Raw genomic sequence first — 20,735 nt, forward strand, 5'->3', positions numbered from 1 at the left:
TGCAGTATTTTCGGCCTTTCGGTCTTTCTTAAAGCAAAGACTAACTTAACCAAACTGAATAACTATTATGAAAAAAGAAATGAAATTCAACCGTCTTTTTGTATCTTTAATGATTGCCGGCTGTACGCTGGGTTTTGTAGCATGTAGCGACGACGATGATCCCCAAACTCCCACTGAACCGAAAGTAGAAGACGTATACGGTGATTATACCGGTACGATGTACACTGCTTTGCTGGATCAGTCGACTTTTGCTGAAGGAGAAGGGGAGGAACCTGCAGGCGTTGATGTGGCTGCCCAGGTGAAGAACGATACCGTTTATTTCGATGAGTTCCCCGTACGCGACCTGGTTGTTTCTATCGTGGGCGAGGAGTCTGCCGATGCCATTCTTGAAGCCATTGGCAAGGTAAGCTACAAAGTGGGCTATGAGGCTACGATGACTGCCGCTAAGGATAGTGTTTACATGGCGTTCGATCCGAAACCGCTGGAAATTTCAGTACCGATGGGTGAAGACAATACGTTGACCGTAAAGGTAGAAGTGGCAGCCGCAAACAAAGGCAACTACGAGTTCGAGACCAAGAACCTGAACATGGGACTTGAAGCCAGCAGTGTGACGGTCAATGACGTTCCTTTCCCTGCATTCTCGGCTACCGGATTTACTTTTGAAATGAAAAAGAAATAAACTAACAGATATAATAACTGTAAGTTAGTCTGATACTGAATGAAAGGGATGCCCATTGTGGCATCCTTTTTTTGTATATTTGTGTCCGTAATACTTAACAAATCGAACGATGGAGAAACGTGTATTGCTGGGCATGAGCGGAGGAACCGACAGCTCTGTGGCGGCCATAAAGTTGCAGGACGCCGGATACGAGGTGGCGGGGGTTACCCTTCGTCTGCACGATGACGGAGGACGAGCTGCTGAAGAGGCTGCCCGTCTGGCCGACCGTCTGGGTATCGAACATTTCGAATACGACGCCCGCGAGGCTTTCGAAGCGCAGGTGGTCCGCTATTTCACCGAAGAATATCTGGCGGGCCGTACGCCCGTGCCCTGTACCGTGTGTAATAATCGACTGAAATGGCCACTCTTGGCCCGTCTGGCTGATGAAAGGGGGATTTCTAACATTGCGACAGGGCACTACGTACGCAAGGTGTACCATGACGGGCGATGGTATATCGCTCCTGCCGCCGATGCTGACAAAGATCAGTCATTCTTTCTTTGGGGATTGAAGCAGGATATACTGAAGCGCATGCTTCTGCCCATGGGCGAGCTGACCAAAGCCGAGGCTCGTGCCTATGCCGCCCGTCGTGGCTTCCAGCGTGTGGCGGAGAAGAAGGACAGCTTGGGTGTGTGCTTTTGCCCGATGGACTATCGCGCTTTTCTGCGCCGTGCTGTTTCGCCTGAGCTTCTGCCAGGAAAGGGAGCCTTTCTTGATGAAAACGGTGCTTTTTTGGGGTGGCACGAAGGCTATCCCTTTTACACCGTCGGTCAGCGGCGCGGACTAGGTATCCACCTGAATCGGGCTGTCTATGTGAAAGAGATATGCCGCGAACGAAACGAAGTGGTACTGGCACCGCTCGCCTCCCTTTATCGGACGGAGATGTGGCTGAAGGATTGGAACCTTGTGGATGAGACCCGACTCTTGGGCTGCGGGGCGGTCATCGTGAAGATACGCTACCGCAAGCAGGCCAACCGCTGCCTTGTCTCGCGTACGGACGAGGACCGCTTACACGTGTGCCTGCTCGACCCGCTCGAGGCCGTGGCTTCGGGGCAGGCTGCTGCTTTCTATGATACGGAAGGGTTGCTGCTCGGAGGCGGAATTATCTTATAATGTTTTAAGCTAAAACATACGACCTTTTGCTTCAAAACATTGCAGCTTTTGGAGCAAAAGATCGTATGATTTTGAGAGGTCTCTTGCTGGGGACTCTCTTATTTATTGTTCAGGCGGAGCATTTCTTCGATATACTCGCGCGTATTGCTCAGGCGGGGAATCTTGTGCTGGCCGCCCAACTTGCCTTTTTGGTCGAGCCAGTCGTGGAAGAGGCCTGAGCGTGCCACGATGATTTCCAGCGGTTGCAGGGCCAGGTCATTCTGACGTTTGGCCTCGTAGTCGGAGTTGACCTCCTTCAGCGTGTCATCCAGAATGCGAGCGAACTTGTCGAGGTCGTCGGGCATCTGAGCGAACTCAATCAACCACTGGTGACGGCATTTGGCATTCGCATCCATGAAAACGGGAGCGGCAGAGTAGTCCGTAATGCGTGCACCCGTTTCGGCACAGGCCTTGGCCAGTCCCTTTTCGGCATTGTCTACGATAAGCTCTTCGCCGAAGGCGTTGATGAAATGTTTGGTGCGGCCCGTGATAACGAACTTATAGGGTCGGTTGTTGGTGAACTTCACCGTATCGCCGATGATGTATCGCCAGAGGCCGGCCGAAGTAGAGATGACCATGGCGTAGTTTTTGTTTAGTTCCACCTCTTCGAGGCAGCAGATGCGTGGGTTCTCCTTGCCGATGTCCTCCAAAGGTATAAATTCGTAAAAGACACCATAGTCAATCATCAGCAGCATGGAGCGGTCGGCAGGGTCGCTTTGCGTGCCGAAGTAGCCTTCGGAAGCATTGTAGGTCTCTACATAGTGCATCTTGCTGCTGCGTATCACCTCCTTGTATTGCTCGCGGTAGGGCGTGAAGGCTACGCCACCGTGGAAAAAGACTTCCAGATTGGGCCACACTTCCTCCAGGCTCTGCTTGCCCGTTTTCTCCAGGATGTGCTTGATGAGCACCAACATCCACGACGGCACGCCCGACAGGTTGGTGACGTTGGCATGGATGGTTTCGCGGGCGATGGCTTCCATTTTCGGTTCGAAATGTTCCATTAGGGCTGTCTGCTTGCTCGGAACACGGATGTAGTTGACCAGCGGGTTGAGATTTTCCATCAGAATGGCTGACAAGTCACCCACAAGGCTGTGGTTCGTGTTCAGGTTGGGAGCATGGCTTCCTCCCAGAATTAGTCCCTTGCCCGAGAAGAATCGGCTTTCAGGGTTCTGACGTAAGTAGAGAGCTACAGCATCCTGACCGCCGCGATAGTGCGTGTCGTGTAGCGATTCCTTGCTGACGGGCAGGAATTTACTCTTGTCGTTCGTTGTACCCGACGACTTGGCAAACCAGCGTATTTCTGATGGCCACAACAGGTTCTGCTCTCCGGCTCGCAGACGGGCTACGTAAGGCTTTATTTCTTCGTAAGTCTGTATAGGCAGGCGGTTCTTGAAGTCTTCATAGGTATGTATGGAACTGAAGTCATACTTCCGACCCCACTCCGTTTGGGCGGCTTTGCCGATGAGACGCATCAGTACACGATGCTGTATCTCTCCAGCGTGTCCGGCATATTGATCTATTTCCTTTACGCGGGAATTGAAATAGATATTGTTGAGGAATCGCGTTATATTCATCTTTCTTATTGAAATCAGATTCTGCACGCAAAAGTAATCTTATTTCCGGTCATCTCTATCTTTTTTCTGTTTTTTTTCTATCTTTACGGCTGCATTTATGGTGCAAACTGACATGTTGACCATTTTATGCGACATAATGATAAAAATATTCTCCAAAAGGAGGAAGAAGGAACGGAGGTATTATATGAGAATCGGTATTTTGACTTCAGGGGGAGATTGTCCGGGGATTAATGCGACAATTCGCGGTGTGTGTAAAACGGCCATCCGTCACTATGGTATGGAAGTGATTGGTATTCATAGTGGTTTTCAGGGATTGATGACCAAAGATGTGGAAACATTTACGGAAGATTCTCTGTCGGGATTGCTGACGTTGGGAGGGACAGTGCTTGGTACATCGCGCGAGAAACCCTTCAAACGGGGAGGCCTGATGGATGGTGTGGACAAACCGTCACTGATAATCCAGAATATCAAAGAACTGGGGTTGGATTGTGTTGTCTGTATTGGTGGAAATGGTACGCAAAAGACTGCAGCTAAATTCGCGGCGATGGGTGTGAACATCGTATCCGTACCGAAAACCATCGACAATGATATTTGGGGAACAGATTTTTCTTTCGGCTTTGATACAGCGGTGAGCATTGCTACTGACGCCATCGACCGTCTACATTCTACGGCAAGTTCGCATAAGCGTGTGATGGTCATCGAGGTAATGGGGCATAAGGCCGGTTGGATAGCTTTGTATTCGGGTATGGCTGGTGGTGGCGATGTTATTTTGATTCCAGAGATTCCTTATAATATCCATAATATCGGTGAGGTTATTCTGGATCGTTTGCGCAAAGGGCGTCCTTACTCTATTGTGGTGGTAGCTGAGGGAATTCCGACCGATGGACGAAAGCGGGCGGGTGAATATATCGCTCAGGAAATTGAATACGAAACTGGCATTGAAACACGAGAAACCGTGCTTGGCTATATCCAACGTGGCGGTTCTCCGACACCTTTTGATCGTAATCTATCGACTCGTATGGGTGGTCATGCTACAGAATTAATAGCTACCGGTCAGTTTGGACGTATGGTCACTTTGCAAGGAAACGACATCTCGTCTCTTCCACTGGAGGAAGTGGCTGGAAAATTGAAACTGGTAACAGAAGACAATGATTTGGTAGTACAAGGACGTCAGATGGGTGTCTGCTTCGGATAGGAAGAAATTTCAGAAGAACAGGGAACTTCGTCCGTTGTTTCCTGTTTTTCTTCTATCGGTAGTTCAGGAGCTGATACTTTTATTTCAACGATAACCGATGAGGCTTCAGTTTCGATATTTTCGGTTACAGGTATTTCGTCTGTAGTAAGTGGCTTGTTTGTGTTCTCTAGGGTGGCTTGGTGCTCGGTTTTTAATCGTTCGATTTCGCTTTTGAAGGTTTCGTCAGACTTGAGCTTCTTGAGAGCCATTTGAGCTGCATTCTGTTGAGATTCCTTTTTGGAGTATCCTGTACCAGTTCCTGCAGGAAGTCCTTCTATCTGTACTTCTGTTTGAAACATTGGATTGTTTTCGCGATCAATGAACTGTTCGATGAGTTCGAACGAAACCTCCACCTTATGTTTTTGGCTCCATTCAATGAGCTTCGACTTGAAGTTCATTTCTTTGCGAGACATCTTGTCCAAATCGATGTACTGCTTGAAGATCTTCTTTTCCATGAACTGCTTGCATCGGTCATATCCTTGGTCGAGATAGATGGCGCCGATAAAGGCTTCGAATGCATTGCCGTACATGTAGCTGTTGTGTGAGGAAGAGCGCGAAGCGTACTTTACTAGCTTGTCCAAACCTATTTCTACGGCCAGTTTGTTCAGTGTCTCACGTTGTACGATTTTGGAACGGGTGTTGGTCAGGAAACCTTCACGTTTGCCTTCAAAATGTTTGAAGACAATATCACCTACGATGGCGTCGAGGATGGCATCACCTAAAAATTCCAGACGTTCATTGTTGATGGGCCTTCCTTCTTCCGAACGGAGAGAAGTTGATTTATGGAGCAGGGCTTGCTGGTAGATTTTTAAATTGCGAGGGAAGAATCCCAAAATACGATAAAAACAAAAATAAGACTCCCGTTCCTTATGAAACAAGAGCCTTATTTTGTCTATCTGGTTACGTAACACGACCTTACTCTGCGTATTTCTTGAAGATGACACAAGCGTTGTGACCGCCAAAACCAAAGGTGTTGGACAGGGCTGCATTGACTTCGCGTTTCTGAGCCTTGTTGAACGTAAAGTTCAGGTCGTAGTCGATGTTCTCGTCGTTGTCACCCTCAGTGTGGTTGATGGTCGGAGGTACGATGCCATTCTTGATGGCCAGGATGCTGGCAATCGCTTCTACGGCACCTGCTGCACCCAGCAAGTGACCTGTCATAGACTTGGTCGAGCTGATGTTCAGTTCGTAGGCGTGCTTGCCGAATACTTCCTGAATGGCTTTAACTTCCGAAATATCGCCCACCGGAGTGGATGTACCGTGTACGTTGATGTAGTCAATCTGTTCGGGTTGCATCTCTGCATCCTCCAGAGCGTTTCTCATCACGAGTTTGGCTCCCAGTCCTTCGGGGTGTGATGCTGTCAGGTGATGGGCGTCGGCCGACATGCCTACACCAGCTACCTCAGCATAAATCTTGGCGCCGCGCGCTTTTGCGTGCTCCAGTTCCTCCAGCACGAGGCAACCACCTCCTTCACCCATTACGAAGCCATCGCGGCTGGCGCTGAACGGACGTGATGCCGTTTCGGGTGAGTCGTTGCGGGTGGACAGTGCGTGCATGGCGTTGAATCCGCCTACGCCGCAAGCGGCGATGGCTGCTTCCGAACCACCTGTTACGATGGCGTTGGCCTTGCCCAGACGGATCAGGTTGAATGCATCGGCAATGGCATTGGTCGAAGTGGCGCAAGCCGAGCACGTAGCATAGTTAGGTCCGTGGAAACCGTACAGGATAGAAATCTGTCCGGCCGCAATGTCCGAAATCATCTTGGGGATGAAGAACGGATTGAACTTGGGACCGTTTTCCTTGCCTGTCAGTGCATAGTTGCCTGCTTCTTCTTCGAATGTGCGGATACCGCCGATACCGGCGCCGAATATAACACCAATTCTGTTCAAATCCTCATTTTCGACTTCAAGACCAGAGTCTGTAACGGCTTGTTTGGCCACGGCGATGGCATACTGAGTGTACAGGTCCATCTTGCGGGCTTCCTTGCGGTCGATATATTCATTTGCATTGAAGTTCTTCACTTCGCAGGCAAATTGGGTCTTGAATAATGATGCGTCGAAATGAGTAATAGGTCCCGCCCCACTAACTCCATTGACAAGATTGTCCCAGAATTCCTGGACATTGTTACCAATGGGGGTAATGGCACCGAGACCTGTTACTACAACTCTTTTTAATTCCATGTTCTAAAAACTGATGGATAAAAATTACTTAGCGTGCTCTTCGATGTAAGATACGGCGTCGCCTACGGTAGCAATCTTCTCAGCTTGATCGTCAGGAATAGAAATGCCGAATTCTTTTTCGAATTCCATGATAAGTTCTACAGTGTCAAGAGAATCAGCTCCCAGGTCGTTAGTGAAGCTAGCTTCGTTTGTAACTTCTGATTCTTCTACGCCTAATTTATCGACGATAATCGCTTTCACTCTTGATGCAATTTCAGACATAACTTTAAGTTTTTAGTTAATAATTTGAGTTTATTTCTTTAATTTTGCGTTGCAAAGGAATGAATATTTATTGTTCTGAGCAAATATTTGACGAATTAAATGCGATTTTTTGCACAAAAAATAGTCTTTTGTGCAAAAACAAGGAGGTTTTATGGGGAAAAATGTTGCAATTTTGGCTTCAGGCAACGGTACGAATGCCGAAAACATCATCCGTTATTTCCAAGAGAAAGGTGGGGAAGACGGAGTGGCGTTGGTCGTGTCTAACCGTCAGAATGTGAATGTCTTCAAACGGGCGGAGAATTTGCATGTTCCTTGTATTTATATAAATAAGGAGAAGTGGACGACTGGCGAAGAGGTTCTGAAGCTTTTGGCCGACTATCGGGTGGATTTCATTGTGCTGGCTGGCTTCCTGGCGAAGGTGCCCGATGCGTTGTTGCATGCTTATCCACAACGTATCATAAATATTCATCCTTCGCTCCTGCCTAAGTTTGGTGGCAAAGGTATGTATGGCGATCGTGTCCATCAGGCCGTCGTGGAGGCAGGCGAACGCGAGAGTGGCATCACTATCCAATATATCAACGAACATTATGACGAGGGAGGCATTATTGCCCAGTTTCGTTGTCCTGTTTTTCCCAAGGATACGGCAGAAGATGTGGCGGTGCGGGTGCATGCGTTGGAGTACGAACATTATCCGCAGGTCATCGAAAGATTGTTGGCTGAGATAGATAAGTAGATATATGAAGAGGAAAGCATCGCTTTCTTGGAAGGAAAAGGCTGTTTTCGTCGAAGGAAAACAGCCTTTTCTTTTTTGCTTAGATATATTTCACTTGGAAGGCTCCTTGTTCGCGTCGCAGGGGATAGTCGCCACGAAGCTTCTCGAAGAGCTCGGGGTGGAGGCGCAGGGCCTGGTCGTCGCGCCGTGGGTCGTACATGGCGAGGCTGGCTTCTGTCAGGTCATGGGCCTCGATGAGGGGCTGGGGCGGTGCGGGTGGTTCGATGTGGTAATGGGCGTCGATGTGGAAGAAGCGGCACAGCGCGTCGAGCGACATGCGGGTGGCGTTTGCCTTGCCGTCGGCCGAGTAACCTGCGATGTGGGGTGTGCCGATGAAGACGCGGTCGAGTAGGTCGAGGTTGATGTTAGGTTCGTTTTCCCAAACATCGATGATGGCGTCGCTTACTTGTCCTGTCTGCAGAGCATGGAGCAGGGCTTGTGTCTCGATGACTTCGCCTCGTGAGGTGTTGGCGATGATGGGGCGGCGCTTCAGGCGGCTGAAGAAGTCTGCATCGGCCAGGTGGAAAGTCTTGTGAGCTCCTTCGCGGATGAGAGGGACGTGGAAGGTCAGTACGTCACACTCCTCCATCAGTTGTTCCAGCGGAGAGAAGAGGTTTCCTCCTTCCTTCTCCTGACGTGGAGGGTCGTTCAAGAGGACACGCATGCCTAGTTCGCGGCCTACTTGCGCTACCTTTGTACCCACGTTGCCCACGCCGATGACACCCAGCGTCTTGCCCTCTAGTCGGAAGCCCTTCTGGCGTTGGAGGAGCAGGAGGGAGGAGTGCATGTATTGGGCCACGGAGGCTGAATTACAGCCAGGAGCATTCTGCCACGTAATGCCTGCCTCCTGGCAATAAGCCGTGTCAATGTGGTCGAAGCCGATGGTAGCGGTGGCGATGAAACGCACGCGACTTCCTTCCAACAGGCGACGGTCGCAACGGGTGCGGGTGCGGATGATCAGAGCATCAGCATCCCTGACAAGTTCAGGGGTGAAGTCCTTGCCAGGGGCATAGATCACTTCATCGGCCAAGGTGTCCAAAGCCTCTTTGATGAAGGGTATTTTATCGTCAACAATTACTTTCATGTGTATTCTTTGTTTTAGGTTGGCAAAGGTAACGTTTTTTTCACTACCTTTGTCCACCTATATATTAAATGTGACGATAATGAAAGAATTCCTCCAACTGCTGCGACGTTTCGTGCCGCCCTACAAGAAATACCTTGTTTGGGCGCTGTTTCTCAACCTGCTGTCGGCTTTCCTTAATATATTCTCTTTTACGCTGATTATTCCTATCTTGCAGATTCTCTTCAAGATGGACACGAGGGTCTATGAGTTTATTCCTTGGGATACGACCGGCATGGGGCTGAAAGACGTGGCGGTAAATAACTTCTATTATGGCGTGTCTCAGTTGATTGCCGATCAGGGTGCTTCGCTGACGTTGCTCATTTTGGGCGTGTTCCTGGCCGTGATGACGCTGCTGAAAACCTTGGCCTATTTTGCCTCTTCGGCCGTGATGATACCGCTCCGTACGGGCGTGGTGCGTGATATCCGTAGGCAGGTCTACAATAAGGTGTTGCGTTTGCCGCTAGCTTTCTTTTCTGAAGAGCGTAAGGGAGACATTATCGCCCGCATGAGTGGTGACGTGACCGAGGTGGAGACGTCCGTCACCAGCTCGCTGGATATGCTCATCAAGAATCCCATTCTGATTATCGTTTATTTCGCCACGATGATTGCCGTCAGTTGGCAACTGACCGTGTTCACACTGCTTGTAGTGCCGGCCATGGGTTGGGTGATGGGTACTGTAGGTAAGAAACTGAAGCGGAAGTCGCTCGAGGCACAGAGCAAGTGGAGCGACACGATGTCCCAGCTGGAGGAGACGTTGGGTGGCTTGCGCATCATCAAGGCTTTCATTGCCGAGAAGAAGATGGAAGAGCGTTTCGATAAGTGCAGCAATAACTATCGAGATGCAATCAACCGCGTGGCCACGCGTCAGGCTTTGGCCCATCCAATGAGTGAATTTTTGGGTACGTGCCTCATTGTCATTGTTTTGTGGTTTGGAGGTACACTTATTTTGAACAACAGTTCGGCTATCGATGCTCCGTCGTTCATCTTCTATCTTGTTATTCTCTATAGTGTCATCAATCCGTTGAAGGAATTCTCCAAGGCAGGTTATAACATTCCGAAGGGACTCGCTTCGATGGAGCGCATAGATAAAATTCTTTTGGCTGAGAACCCTATCAAGGAGCCTGCCCATCCGAAGCAATTGAAGGGGCTGGAGCATCAGATTGAGTTCCGCGACATCAGCTTCAGCTACGACGGACGGCGCGAGGTGCTGAAACATGTCAATCTGACCGTACCTTGCGGACGGACTATTGCATTGGTGGGGCAGTCAGGTTCGGGTAAATCGACGTTGGTCGACCTCTTGCCGCGCTATCACGACGTGCAGCAGGGTGAGATTTTGATTGACGGTACCAACATAAAGGATGTGCGCATCCGTGATCTGCGTGCTCTTATCGGCAATGTCAATCAGGAGGCTATTCTCTTCAACGACACTTTCTTCAATAACATCGCTTTCGGAGTAGAGGGGGCTACGATGGAGCAGGTCATTGCCGCGGCCAAGATAGCCAATGCTCACGACTTCATCATGGAGACGCCCGATGGCTACAATACCAATATCGGTGACCGTGGTGGTAAGCTATCTGGCGGGCAGCGCCAGCGCATCAGTATTGCTCGCGCCATTTTAAAGAATCCGCCAATCCTCATCCTTGATGAAGCCACCTCGGCTCTTGATACAGAGAGTGAACGTCTGGTGCAGGAGGCTTTGGAGCGTCTGATGAAGACACGTACCACTATCGCTATAGCTCACCGCCTTTCTACAATTCGCAACGCTGACGAGATTTGTGTCCTCTACGAAGGTGAGATTGTGGAGCGTGGTCGCCACGAGGAGCTGCTCGCTCTGAATGGATACTACAAGCGACTGAACGATATGCAGTCGCTAAGTTGAGAAAAGAGTGAATAAATAGTATGGAACTATTTCCTCCCAAAGTCAGCTGGTACTTCGCCCCAACGGTCGGTTTCCCACTTTAGAATGGGTGTGGTGTAGGAGTTTTCGTGTAGCCATTTCTCTGCCCGTTCTATAAGTTGGAACAGGGCTTCTGTACGTGGTTCGCGAGGAAGCTTAGTCTTGCATTTCTTTTGTTTCACCCAGCTGATTGCATTGCGACTGTCGCTATAGATAGGCATGTTTAGTCCTTTTTGCTTCAGCAGGGCCAATCCATGGACGATGGCCAGGAACTCGCCGATGTTGTTTGTGCCGTAGAGGGGGCCATAATGAAATACTTGTTGGCGTGAGGCTACGTGTACGCCACGATACTCCATCTGACCAGGGTTGCCACTGCAGGCTGCGTCTACAGCCAGGCTGTTTTCTACGACTTCAGGTGAAAGTTCACTATCATCTCTGGCTGCCTTCTGAGGACGTCCTGTTGTCGAATTTTTTTGTCCAATGTAGGCATAGGGTGATGAGGCGAAGGCGTGCTCTGCTTCCTCTAGTGTGTCGAACGATTTAAATTGGGCACCGTCATATCCTTTGGTTTGCAATTGGCAGTCCGTCCAGCTGTCATAGATGCCGGGTATGACGCCTGCCCATACCACGTAGTATTTTTGTTTCTTGCTCATGTGGCAAAGGTACAAATATTTTCTGTTTCTGGCTCTGCGCATTGCAGAATTGCTTATCTTTGTCCACAAACCACAGGCTGTTACTGTAATAGATATGATACGCATCTTTTTGACCGGTTACATGGGTGCCGGAAAGACAACCCTTGGAAAGGCCTTTGCCCGCGAATTGGGACTGACCTTTATCGATCTCGACTGGTATATCGAGGAACGTTTCCATCGTTCTATTTCCGATCTCTTTCATGAGCGAGGTGAGGATGGTTTTCGCCAGCTGGAACGTAATATGTTGCACGAGGCAGGCGAGTTTGAGGATGTCGTTATTTCTACGGGAGGCGGCACGCCTTGTTTTTTCGATAATATGGAGTATATGAATCGTCAGGGGCAGACCGTGTTTCTTGATGTTCCTGTCGAGGTGCTTTTTCGTCGCTTGCGTGTAGCAACTCAGCAACGTCCCATTTTGCAAGGCAAGACGGATGAAGAACTTCGTACCTTTATTGAGGGTGCGTTGGACGGTCGACGCTCTTTCTACGGGCAGGCCCGTTATCGTTTTGACGGCAGTCGTCTGGAGGACCGTCATCAGATAGCAGAGTCGGTCAGCAGCTTGCGTCGTTTGTTGGAGCTGTAAAAGTTTGTCTTTCGTATGTATTTTCGTCCGTAAAAGATGCTGTTACAGGATTTATGTGTATTTTTGTCCACTAAATAATCAAACCTAATAAAAACCGCTAAGTTACAGAAGAATGAGAAAATGGCGTATTGAAGATTCGGAAGAGCTGTACAACATTACTGGTTGGGGCACTTCCTACTTTGGTATCAACGAGAAAGGGCATGTTGTAGTAACTCCTCGTAAGGATGGTGTGGAAGTCGATTTGAAAGAACTGGTCGACGAGCTCCAGCTGCGCGATGTGACGGCTCCCATGCTGGTGCGCTTTCCCGACATACTGGACAACCGCATTGAGAAGGTGTCTTGTTGTTTCCAGAAAGCAGCCGAAGAGTATGGTTACAAGGGTGAGAACTTCATCATTTATCCCATCAAGGTGAACCAGATGCGTCCCGTTGTGGAAGAGATGATCAACCACGGCAAGAAGTTCAACCTCGGTTTGGAGGCAGGCTCGAAGCCCGAATTGCATGCTGTCATTGCCGTCAATACCGACCCCGACTCGCTCGTGGTGTGCAACGGCTACAAGGACGAGAGCTTCATCGAGCTGGCTCTGCTGGCCCAGAAGATGGGTAAGCGTATCTTCCTCGTTGTTGAGAAACTGAACGAACTGAACCTCATCGCTAAAATGGCCAAGCAACTCAAGGTGCGTCCTAACATTGGTATCCGTATCAAGCTGGCTTCTAGTGGCAGTGGCAAGTGGGAGGAGAGCGGCGGCGACGCTAGCAAGTTCGGCCTGACATCTAGCGAACTGCTCGAAGCCCTTGACTTCCTTGAGAAGAAGGATATGAAGGACTGCTTGAAACTGATTCATTTCCACATCGGTAGCCAAATTACCAAGATACGCCGTATTAAGAACGCCTTGCGCGAGGCTTCACAATTCTATGTGCAGCTCCATAAGATGGGCTTCAATATCGAGTTCGTCGATACTGGCGGCGGCATGGGGGTGGACTACGACGGTACCCGCTCTAGCAACAGCGAAAGCTCTGTGAACTACTCTATACAAGAATATGTGAATGACGTTGTATCGACCTTTGTTGATGCGGCCGACAAGCATGGCTTCCAGCATCCCAACATCATCACCGAGACAGGTCGCAGTCTGACCGCCCATCACTCCGTCCTCATCTTCGAGGTGCTGGAGACGGCTTCCCTGCCGCAGATGGACGACGACTGGGAGCCAGGTGAGGATGCCCACGAACTGGTGAAGGAACTCTACGACATTTGGGACAACCTGAGCCAGCGCAGCATGCTCGAGCCTTGGCACGATGCCCAGCAGATACGCGAGGAGGCGCTCGATCTCTTCAGCCACGGTATTGTGGATCTGAACACCCGTGCCCAAATCGAGAAACTCTATTGGAGTATTTGTCGCGAAATCAACTCCATCGCTAGTGGGCTGAAGCACTGCCCCGAGGAGTTCCGAAAGTTGAATAAGCTGCTGGCCGACAAGTACTTCTGTAACTTCTCGCTCTTCCAATCACTGCCCGATTCGTGGGCTATTGACCAGATGTTCCCCATCATGCCCATCCAGCGCCTGGACGAGAAACCCGACCGCGAGGCTACGCTTCAGGACATGACGTGCGATTCCGATGGCAAGATTGCCAACTTCGTCACTTCCCGTCCTGATGCCACGACTTTGCCTTTGCACTCCCTGCGAGATAAGGAGCATTACTACGTGGCTGTCTTTCTTGTGGGAGCCTATCAGGAGATTTTGGGTGACATGCATAACCTCTTCGGTGATACGAATGCTGTGCACGTTTCTGTCAACTCCAAGGGCTACTCCATCGACCAACTTATTGACGGCGAGACGGTGGCCGAGGTGCTTGACTATGTACAGTATAATCCTAAGAAGTTGGTGCGTAAACTTGAGACATGGGTAACTCAGTCTGTTAAGGAAGGACGCATTTCGCTTGAGGAAGGCAAGGAATTCCTGGCTAATTACCGTTCGGGTCTATACGGATATACTTATTTGGAATAACAATTTATCACCATAGAGGACACAGAGTAACACAGAGGAGAATGAGGTTCTGTGTTACTCTGTGTCCTCTGTGGTAAATAACATATATATTAAGATAATGAAAGAGAAACTCACACTCATCAAAGTAGGCGGCAAGATTGTAGAGGAGGAAACTACCCTTTATAAATTGTTGGACGACTTTGCAGCCATTGAAGGATACAAAGTGCTGGTACACGGTGGAGGTCGCTCGGCTACGAAACTGGCTGAACGACTGGGTATCGAGAGTCACATGGTGAACGGTCGCCGCATTACCGATGCCGAGACGCTGAAGGTTGTAACGATGGTCTATGGTGGTCTGGTAAACAAAAACATTGTGGCTGGTCTGCAGGCACGTGGTGTCAATGCCTTGGGATTGACAGGAGCCGACATGGATGTCATTCGTTCTGTAAAACGCCCAGTGAAAGACATCGACTATGGTTTTGTGGGCGATGTAAAACAAGTCAATGCTATGCTGCTGGGCGATTTGATAGCCAAAGGTGTAGTGCCTGTTATGGCTCCCTTGACCCACGATGGAGAAGGCCACATGCTCAATACCAATGCTGATACCATTGCGGGCGAAACAGCCAAGGCTTTGTCAGCCTTGTTTGATGTCACTTTGGTTTATTGTTTCGAGAAAAAAGGTGTGTTACGCGATGAGAACGACGATGACAGCGTTATCCCTACAATCAATCAGGTTGAATTCCATCAATTGGTAGCTGACGGTGTGATACAAGGTGGCATGATTCCCAAGCTGGAGAACTCTTTTGAGGCCTTGGAAGCAGGTGTGTCCGAGGTCGTAATTACCTTAGCATCAGCTATCAACGAACAGGGAGGTACCCGTATCCGAAAATAATTTGAAAAAAAGTAACTATCTACTGTAACTTTTATCCTGCTGAACCGTCAATTCATTAGAAGATGCAGAAAATCGACTTTCGCAAAGATATTCTTCCGCTGAAAGATAAACTCTTTCGGTTGGCTCTGCGGATAACTTTCGACAGAGCAGAGGCGGAGGATATTGTGCAGGAGACGATGATACGTGTCTGGAATAAGCGTGATGAATGGGATGAGTTGGAATCGGTAGAGGCTTATTGTCTAACAGTGGCTCGCAACTTGGCAATCGACCGCAGTGAGAAGAAAGACTCGCAAACGGTGAAACTGACCATAGAAGCAGAACAGACGCCTGATGCATCAAGCCCATATGATCGATTGGTGAACAAGGAACGGTTGAAACTCGTGCACAGATTGGTCGGCGAATTGCCTGAGAAGCAACGATTGATTATGCAATTGCGTGATGTGGAGGGTAAGAGTTATAAAGAGATAGCTGCTGCCTTACGGTTGACGGAAGAGCAGGTCAAAGTAAACTTGTTCAGAGCTAGGCAAAAGGTAAAACAGAAATTTATAGATATAGATAATTATGGACTCTAATTATATAGAACAATTATTGGAACGTTATTGGCAGTGCGATACTTCCCAAGAAGAGGAAGCACAGCTTCGTTCGTTTTTCAATAACGAAGATGTGCCGGCACACTTGCTCCGTTACAAGGATCTGTTCGTATATCAGGAGTTCCTGCAACAAGACGGCTTGGGCGAGGATTTCGACCAGAAGGTGCTGGCGCAGGTAGAAGTACCTGTTGTCAAAGCTCGTCGTATGACATTATCCTCACGTTTCATGCCGTTGTTTAAGGCTGCTGCAGTGATAGCCTTGATGTTTTCATTGGGCAATGTCATGCAACACTCTATTTTCGATAATAATGCAGGAGTTGTTTCTCTTGATACGATTGGGAAGCAGATGTCTACACCTTCAGTAGCACTTTCGGGTAATCCGGCAGATAGTCATGAAAAAGAACTAATGGATAGTTTGGCTCGTGTTGACAAGAAAGGGGAGACCGAAAAAAGATGAATTTTCATTGTTTTTAAATATACATTTTCATTTGCTTTAAAAAATAGTTAGTGTGCTTTATTAAAACGACTTGAGGCTGTGAAGTTTCAATTCTCTCAAAATCTTATAAAAACTAACTAAAAATAAATGGGATGCTGCGTGATGCAGCGTCCCTTTATTTTTATGGTAATTTGTATAAAAAAGTAAAGAAGGTGTGTCAAAACTTAGTTAGAGTATCTGGAGGGTGTGTCGTAATACGCGATTCACCCTCTTTTCTTTATCAACGATAAGAGCGTTGTTAACTTTTTCAAGCAGCGATATTCTGAAGATAATCTCGATATTTTGTTCCCAATAGCTTAAATGAGTGGTAATAAGGCCGTAAAGGTGTTTAATTGGCCAATTTATCCCCTCTTTATTCATCTTGGTACACATCTTTTTTATATTGAAGGCGATGGCCAGGAAGGAAAAGTCCATAAGGACCTTGTCCTTTCCAAAATGACGGAAGCGCTTGTAGTTCATGTTGAATTTTATCTGTCCAAATACAGCTTCCGGTTCTATACACCTTTGCCCTCTGTGTTTCAGTCCTTCTTCGGAACAGAGAAGTTCCCGGGCTTTCTGTTTGTATATCCTGAGTCGGTGATTCAGTTCTATCGTCCTGTTTCCTTTAGCTTTAAAACACAGACATCTTAACGGACACCCTTCGCATCTGACAGCCCTATACCTGGCATATTCGACTACATATCCGGATTCGGTTTTCGTATGCCTGGTACCTGCCCTCTGCATCTTTTGTCCCATTGGACAGACGCAGTAGTCCTGTTCTTCATTGTAGAAAAAGTTTTCGGCTTTAAAAGGATTCGGTTTAAATCTTGGCCGCTGCTCCATGTGGAAACAATTGTATTTGACGTATGCTTCCATCCCGTTTTCCGACATAAAGTGGTAATTCTCTTCTGATCCGTAACCGGAATCAGCAACCACCGTATGAGCCAAACGGCCGTATCTGTCGGCAAAGGACTTCAGAAAGGGAATCATCGTCAAGGTGTCAGTCGGATTCGGAAAAAGAGAATAATCGATAATGAATTGATTTTCCGTAGCAATCTGAAGATTATATCCTGGTTTTGTCTGACCGTTGTGCATGGCATCCTCCTTCATTCTCATAAAAGTGGCCTCTTTGTCTGTCTTGGAATAAGAGTTGCGGTCCTGAAGATTGTCCAGATGGTTATTGTATTCCTGAAGCTTATCTCTATGTGCTTCCAGTTCTTTCAGCTGCTTGCGTTTCTTTCCCAGCGCAGATTTCTGCTCTTTCGTGGATGGTTCTGAAGTCTGTTCAAGAGCAGTGCGTAATTCTCCCGCCATTTCTGTCAGCATGGAAGGAGTAAACTCAATTTCCTCGTTGTTTTCCGAAGCTTTTTCCTGAGCGATGACGTCATCTATTTGGCTTAACAAAACACTGATTTTCTTCATCAGTCGTTCACGGTTTCGCTCAACGCTCTTCCGCCATACAAAAGTATATTTGTTGGCCTTGGACTCAATCTTTGTTCCGTCAATATATTCCACATTCAGACTGATGAAACCTTTGGATGAAAGCAGAAGTACGGTTTGGGTAAACACTTCGTTGATCTCCTTCTTCACCCGATTACGGAAACGGTTGATAGTAATAAAGTCCGGTTTCTCATAACCGGCTAACCAAATGTAATGGATATCACGACGAAGGAGCTTTTCTATTTTCCGGCAGGAGTATATATTGTTCATATAGGCATACAAGATAACCTTTAGCATCATCTTGGGATGGTAAGGACTACGGCCGCATTCTTTGTATAACTTCCTGAAACCTTCAAGATTCAGGCTTTCAACCAAAGCGTCAACCATGCGTATAGGATCGTTTTCTGCAATATCTTCATCGATTCTTTGCGGAAATAGTACCGTTTGGTTGGGAGTGTAGGGACGAAAATGTATCTTTGCCATATGTATAAATCTTTAGGCTTAAAGATACAAAATCTTTAGGTAATAACAAAGCCCCAGCTTGTGAAAGTCGGGGCTTTGTGCTAAACAAAGAAGGTGTGCTTTTTGACACACCTTCTTCACATGTTAGAGAGTTTTGTCTGCCTGTAGGCAGAGGTCAGAGAGAATTTGTCGGTTTAGTTGTTGTTATAATTTATATACCTTTTTCTTCTCAGGATAGTCTAACTCCGGATCTCCTTTGTAGCCAATGGTTCCACTTCCGCTGACACGTGCTTTTAAATGTTCTACAGCATGGCATTTGATATCGCCCGATCCTGCTACGCTGGCTGATATGTTTTGTACTTTGAAGTCATTGGCATAGAGGTCGCCTGATCCAGCCACACTATAATTGGCTTTGTCGGCATTGCCGCTGATTTTCACAGTGCCCGATCCTGCTACGCTTGCATTGACTGACGTAACTAGAGCGTTTTCAATCTTCAGATCACCCGATCCTGCTACAGAGATATCCATGTCGGCTGCTTTAAGCTGTTTGCATTCGATGTCGCCCGAACCTGCTACGTTGGCTGTAAATCCTTGTGAACATTGTATGTTGCTTGCCGTAATGTCGCCCGATCCTGCTACGTTCATCTTCAGTTGGTCGGTTTTCAGTCCGTTGGTGAATTTGAAGTCGCCCGATCCTGCTACGTTAACTGCATTCAGGTCTTCTGATGTTACTCGGATCTCCAGTTTGTTGTAGGACACCTTCACGTTCTTCTTGAACCCCAGATTCAGTTTGCCGTTCTTGACGTAAATGTCGAGCAGGTCGACAATGTTGTCCGAGGTATAGATTTCCACTTTTGGTTTGCCCGATTGCTGTGTATAGGTGACGTCGAGACTACCACTGACGGCTATCTGGTCAAAGTCGCTAACCTTGATTTGTTTGGTCACGTAGTTTTTGCTTGCTTTGACTTCCTTGCCGCCCAGCCAACTGTTGCCTGAGTTGAAATGGTGACTATACGATTGTGCGCAGGCGCTCATAACAGTTGTCAGTAGGAAGATAGAGGTAAGTGTTGTAAACTTTTTCATATTCGTCGATATTTAAATGTTATTTTCTTGCTTTATTTATTAGACGAAAACCGGCTGCCGAACGTTGCAACGGCTGGCGTCTTTTTTTGTTTTTATTTTCTGTTTTCGTAGGTGCAAGAATCGTACCAAAAATGTAAATAGTTGATTATGAGTGGTGAATGAAAATATGGATTGTTCATAATCGGACAGTGTGTTCGCTTTTGTGCACAAAAGTTTTGTGGTTTTGTGCGGAAGTTTGTTCATTTGCAGTCGAAACTCAATAGAGGCAAGGATGATGGAAGGCAAACAACGATGCATGACGGGCCAATCGGTTACGGATGCCGAACTGGGGAGTATCGTGGTGCGAGTCAATGCTCGTGCGCGGCGGCTGATATTTCGGGCAGTAGAGGGCGGTTTTGTTGTGACCGTCCCTTTGGGAGCAACGTGGAGTGATGTGACTAAAGGATTGGAAACTTTGCGCCCCCGTCTGCGTGAAACGCAGGCGCGTCGAAGCGAAAAGTTGATAGACTTGAACTATCGGATTGAAGCGGAGCACTTTAAACTGACCTTGGTAGAGCGGGATATACGTCAGTTTCAGGCACGTTCGGAGCTGGGGATGATGCAGATTCTGTGTCCAAGAGGTACTGATTTTTCTAATTCCCAACTTCAAGTCTGGCTGAAGAAGGTGATAGGTGAGGCCTTGCGGAAGAATGCCAAGCTAGTTTTACCCCCTCGCCTGTATGCCTTGTCGAAGCAACATGGCTTGCCTTTCCACGAGGTAAAGGTTAACTCCAGCTCCGGCCGTTGGGGTAGTTGCTCTACGCGCAGGGATATCAACTTGTCCTATTATTTGTTGCTCCTGCCGCAACACCTTATTGATTATGTGCTTTTGCACGAGCTGACGCATACGCGCATTATGAACCATGGTGCGGAGTTTTGGGAAATGCTTGACCGCCTGACTGAAGGTCGATGCAAGGCTCTGAGACAGGAACTAAAGGCGTTTTCTGCCTCGTTGTGAAGACAGATGTTATTCTTGGGGCAGTTGTTTCACTGTTTCCCCTTCCTTTTCGAAACGGTAAGTTCCTCCCTTTTCACTCAGTTCGAAGAGTGATAATTTTTCTGTCGCATTGTCTACAATCATCAGGGCACTTTCTTCTGCAAAGCGTCGCACTTCGAGGTCGAATGGCGAACGGTCGATGGTCTTGTTCAGCAATAGGCTGTCATTGAGGTATATAGATACGGAGTCGCCTTCGAATCCCTTGACCAGCGAGACGGTATAGTGTTCGGCATAGCGACGGTTTTCGTCATTTTGCAGGCGCATGCTCATGTAGACGAAAAGGACAACCACGAAGATGACGGCAAAGGCCAGGATGCCGTTGCCTATCATGAATTGTTTGTTGGTGTTCAGACGGTGGGTCATAGTAGTGTTCTTTCTTTTTTTGCGTGACAAATGTACCGATAATCTTCGAATTTTCAGCGGGATGATGAATATATTATTCGTTTGCGTGACCTTTCGCTTGCAACAGACGATTAAACTATGTAAATTAGGCGTCTGAACGAAAGCAATGCTTTCCACCAGGGAAAACGGTGTTTTCCTCCTCGTAAAGCGCTGCTTTTCTATGTGAGGTCATAAGATTAAAAAATA

At 47.9% G+C, this 20,735-nt stretch carries 20 protein-coding genes; 11 read left to right on the forward strand and 9 right to left on the reverse strand.

The window, feature by feature from the left end; all coding sequences use genetic code 11:
* Positions 1 to 67 precede the first annotated feature (67 nt).
* Both BQ8005_RS13305 and mnmA read left to right on the forward strand, forming a co-directional pair.
* On the forward strand, positions 68 to 679 hold the full coding sequence (locus BQ8005_RS13305; protein ID WP_075318395.1) for a DUF4840 domain-containing protein: 612 nt from the start codon (positions 68 to 70) through the stop codon (positions 677 to 679).
* A 109-nt stretch (positions 680 to 788) separates the two neighbouring features.
* Positions 789 to 1,829 (forward strand): tRNA 2-thiouridine(34) synthase MnmA, encoded by a 1,041-nt coding sequence (gene mnmA, locus BQ8005_RS13310; protein WP_075318396.1) that lies wholly within the window; start codon positions 789 to 791, stop codon positions 1,827 to 1,829.
* Between the two features lie 98 nt (positions 1,830 to 1,927).
* On the opposite strand, the gene BQ8005_RS13315 is transcribed toward mnmA, so the two are convergent.
* Positions 1,928 to 3,442: a GH3 auxin-responsive promoter family protein gene (locus BQ8005_RS13315; protein ID WP_075318397.1), complete on the reverse strand. Its 1,515-nt coding sequence runs from the start codon at positions 3,440 to 3,442 to the stop codon at positions 1,928 to 1,930.
* Positions 3,443 to 3,626: 184 nt separating this feature from the next.
* On the opposite strand from BQ8005_RS13315, the gene BQ8005_RS13320 reads away from it, so the two are divergent.
* Positions 3,627 to 4,637 carry an ATP-dependent 6-phosphofructokinase gene (locus BQ8005_RS13320; RefSeq protein WP_075319234.1) on the forward strand — a complete coding sequence of 337 codons (1,011 nt, stop codon included), beginning with the start codon at positions 3,627 to 3,629 and terminating at the stop codon, positions 4,635 to 4,637.
* Here BQ8005_RS13320 and rnc read toward each other — a convergent pair.
* The 3 genes from rnc to BQ8005_RS13335 are packed head-to-tail and all read right to left on the reverse strand — an operon-like array spanning position 4,613 to position 7,118.
* The gene (gene rnc, locus BQ8005_RS13325) at positions 4,613 to 5,587 is read right to left on the reverse strand and encodes a ribonuclease III (protein WP_083610572.1); all 975 of its coding nucleotides are present in this window, start codon (positions 5,585 to 5,587) and stop codon (positions 4,613 to 4,615) included. The two genes, BQ8005_RS13320 and rnc, sit on opposite strands and share 25 nt — an antisense overlap.
* Before the next feature lie 4 nt (positions 5,588 to 5,591).
* The gene (fabF, locus tag BQ8005_RS13330; RefSeq protein WP_021846804.1) at positions 5,592 to 6,857 is read right to left on the reverse strand and encodes a beta-ketoacyl-ACP synthase II; all 1,266 of its coding nucleotides are present in this window, start codon (positions 6,855 to 6,857) and stop codon (positions 5,592 to 5,594) included.
* Positions 6,858 to 6,881: 24 nt separating this feature from the next.
* Positions 6,882 to 7,118 carry an acyl carrier protein gene (locus tag BQ8005_RS13335; protein WP_021846803.1) on the reverse strand — a complete coding sequence of 79 codons (237 nt, stop codon included), beginning with the start codon at positions 7,116 to 7,118 and terminating at the stop codon, positions 6,882 to 6,884.
* Between the two features lie 151 nt (positions 7,119 to 7,269).
* Between BQ8005_RS13335 and purN the strand changes: the two genes are divergently transcribed.
* Complete coding sequence (gene purN / locus BQ8005_RS13340; RefSeq protein WP_075318398.1) at positions 7,270 to 7,851, forward strand: phosphoribosylglycinamide formyltransferase; 582 nt, start codon at positions 7,270 to 7,272, stop codon at positions 7,849 to 7,851.
* A gap of 79 nt (positions 7,852 to 7,930) precedes the next feature.
* Here purN and pdxB read toward each other — a convergent pair whose 3' ends face one another.
* Complete coding sequence (gene pdxB / locus BQ8005_RS13345) at positions 7,931 to 8,974, reverse strand: 4-phosphoerythronate dehydrogenase PdxB (protein ID WP_075318399.1); 1,044 nt, start codon at positions 8,972 to 8,974, stop codon at positions 7,931 to 7,933.
* 79 nt (positions 8,975 to 9,053) lie between these two features.
* On the opposite strand from pdxB, the gene BQ8005_RS13350 reads away from it, so the two are divergent.
* Positions 9,054 to 10,892 carry an ABC transporter ATP-binding protein gene (locus tag BQ8005_RS13350; protein WP_075318400.1) on the forward strand — a complete coding sequence of 613 codons (1,839 nt, stop codon included), beginning with the start codon at positions 9,054 to 9,056 and terminating at the stop codon, positions 10,890 to 10,892.
* Between the two features lie 26 nt (positions 10,893 to 10,918).
* On the opposite strand, the gene BQ8005_RS13355 is transcribed toward BQ8005_RS13350, so the two are convergent.
* Complete coding sequence (locus BQ8005_RS13355) at positions 10,919 to 11,563, reverse strand: ribonuclease H1 domain-containing protein (RefSeq protein ID WP_075318401.1); 645 nt, start codon at positions 11,561 to 11,563, stop codon at positions 10,919 to 10,921.
* A gap of 94 nt (positions 11,564 to 11,657) precedes the next feature.
* On the opposite strand from BQ8005_RS13355, the gene BQ8005_RS13360 reads away from it, so the two are divergent.
* The 5 genes from BQ8005_RS13360 (at position 11,658) to BQ8005_RS13380 (ending at position 16,108) form a co-directional block, all read left to right on the forward strand.
* A complete protein-coding gene (locus BQ8005_RS13360; protein WP_075319236.1) occupies positions 11,658 to 12,185 on the forward strand; it encodes a shikimate kinase in 528 nt (175 codons plus the stop codon).
* A 112-nt stretch (positions 12,186 to 12,297) separates the two neighbouring features.
* Entirely contained in the window at positions 12,298 to 14,190 is a 1,893-nt protein-coding gene (gene speA, locus BQ8005_RS13365) for a biosynthetic arginine decarboxylase (protein ID WP_075318402.1), read from the forward strand.
* A 97-nt stretch (positions 14,191 to 14,287) separates the two neighbouring features.
* Positions 14,288 to 15,061, forward strand: coding sequence for an acetylglutamate kinase (gene argB / locus BQ8005_RS13370; RefSeq protein ID WP_021846796.1), 774 nt, complete (start codon positions 14,288 to 14,290; stop codon positions 15,059 to 15,061).
* A 62-nt stretch (positions 15,062 to 15,123) separates the two neighbouring features.
* On the forward strand, positions 15,124 to 15,633 hold the full coding sequence (locus tag BQ8005_RS13375) for an RNA polymerase sigma factor (protein WP_075318403.1): 510 nt from the start codon (positions 15,124 to 15,126) through the stop codon (positions 15,631 to 15,633).
* Complete coding sequence (locus BQ8005_RS13380; protein ID WP_021846794.1) at positions 15,623 to 16,108, forward strand: hypothetical protein; 486 nt, start codon at positions 15,623 to 15,625, stop codon at positions 16,106 to 16,108. Before BQ8005_RS13375 ends, BQ8005_RS13380 begins: the two co-directional genes overlap by 11 nt.
* A 207-nt stretch (positions 16,109 to 16,315) precedes the next feature.
* Here the strand turns inward: BQ8005_RS13380 and BQ8005_RS13385 are convergent, their stop codons facing one another.
* The gene (locus tag BQ8005_RS13385; RefSeq protein ID WP_075318404.1) at positions 16,316 to 18,049 is read right to left on the reverse strand and encodes an IS1182 family transposase; all 1,734 of its coding nucleotides are present in this window, start codon (positions 18,047 to 18,049) and stop codon (positions 16,316 to 16,318) included.
* A gap of 183 nt (positions 18,050 to 18,232) precedes the next feature.
* Complete coding sequence (locus tag BQ8005_RS13395) at positions 18,233 to 19,111, reverse strand: head GIN domain-containing protein (protein WP_075318406.1); 879 nt, start codon at positions 19,109 to 19,111, stop codon at positions 18,233 to 18,235.
* Between the two features lie 271 nt (positions 19,112 to 19,382).
* Between BQ8005_RS13395 and BQ8005_RS13400 the strand changes: the two genes are divergently transcribed.
* On the forward strand, positions 19,383 to 20,108 hold the full coding sequence (locus tag BQ8005_RS13400; protein WP_317044838.1) for a YgjP family zinc-dependent metalloprotease: 726 nt from the start codon (positions 19,383 to 19,385) through the stop codon (positions 20,106 to 20,108).
* A 9-nt stretch (positions 20,109 to 20,117) separates the two neighbouring features.
* Here BQ8005_RS13400 and BQ8005_RS13405 read toward each other — a convergent pair whose 3' ends face one another.
* Positions 20,118 to 20,510: a hypothetical protein gene (locus BQ8005_RS13405; RefSeq protein WP_021846790.1), complete on the reverse strand. Its 393-nt coding sequence runs from the start codon at positions 20,508 to 20,510 to the stop codon at positions 20,118 to 20,120.
* Positions 20,511 to 20,735 lie beyond the last annotated feature (225 nt).

It is taken from the genome of Bacteroides togonis (assembly GCF_900130135.1).
Taxonomy (GTDB): Bacteria; Bacteroidota; Bacteroidia; order Bacteroidales; family Bacteroidaceae; genus Bacteroides; species Bacteroides pullorum.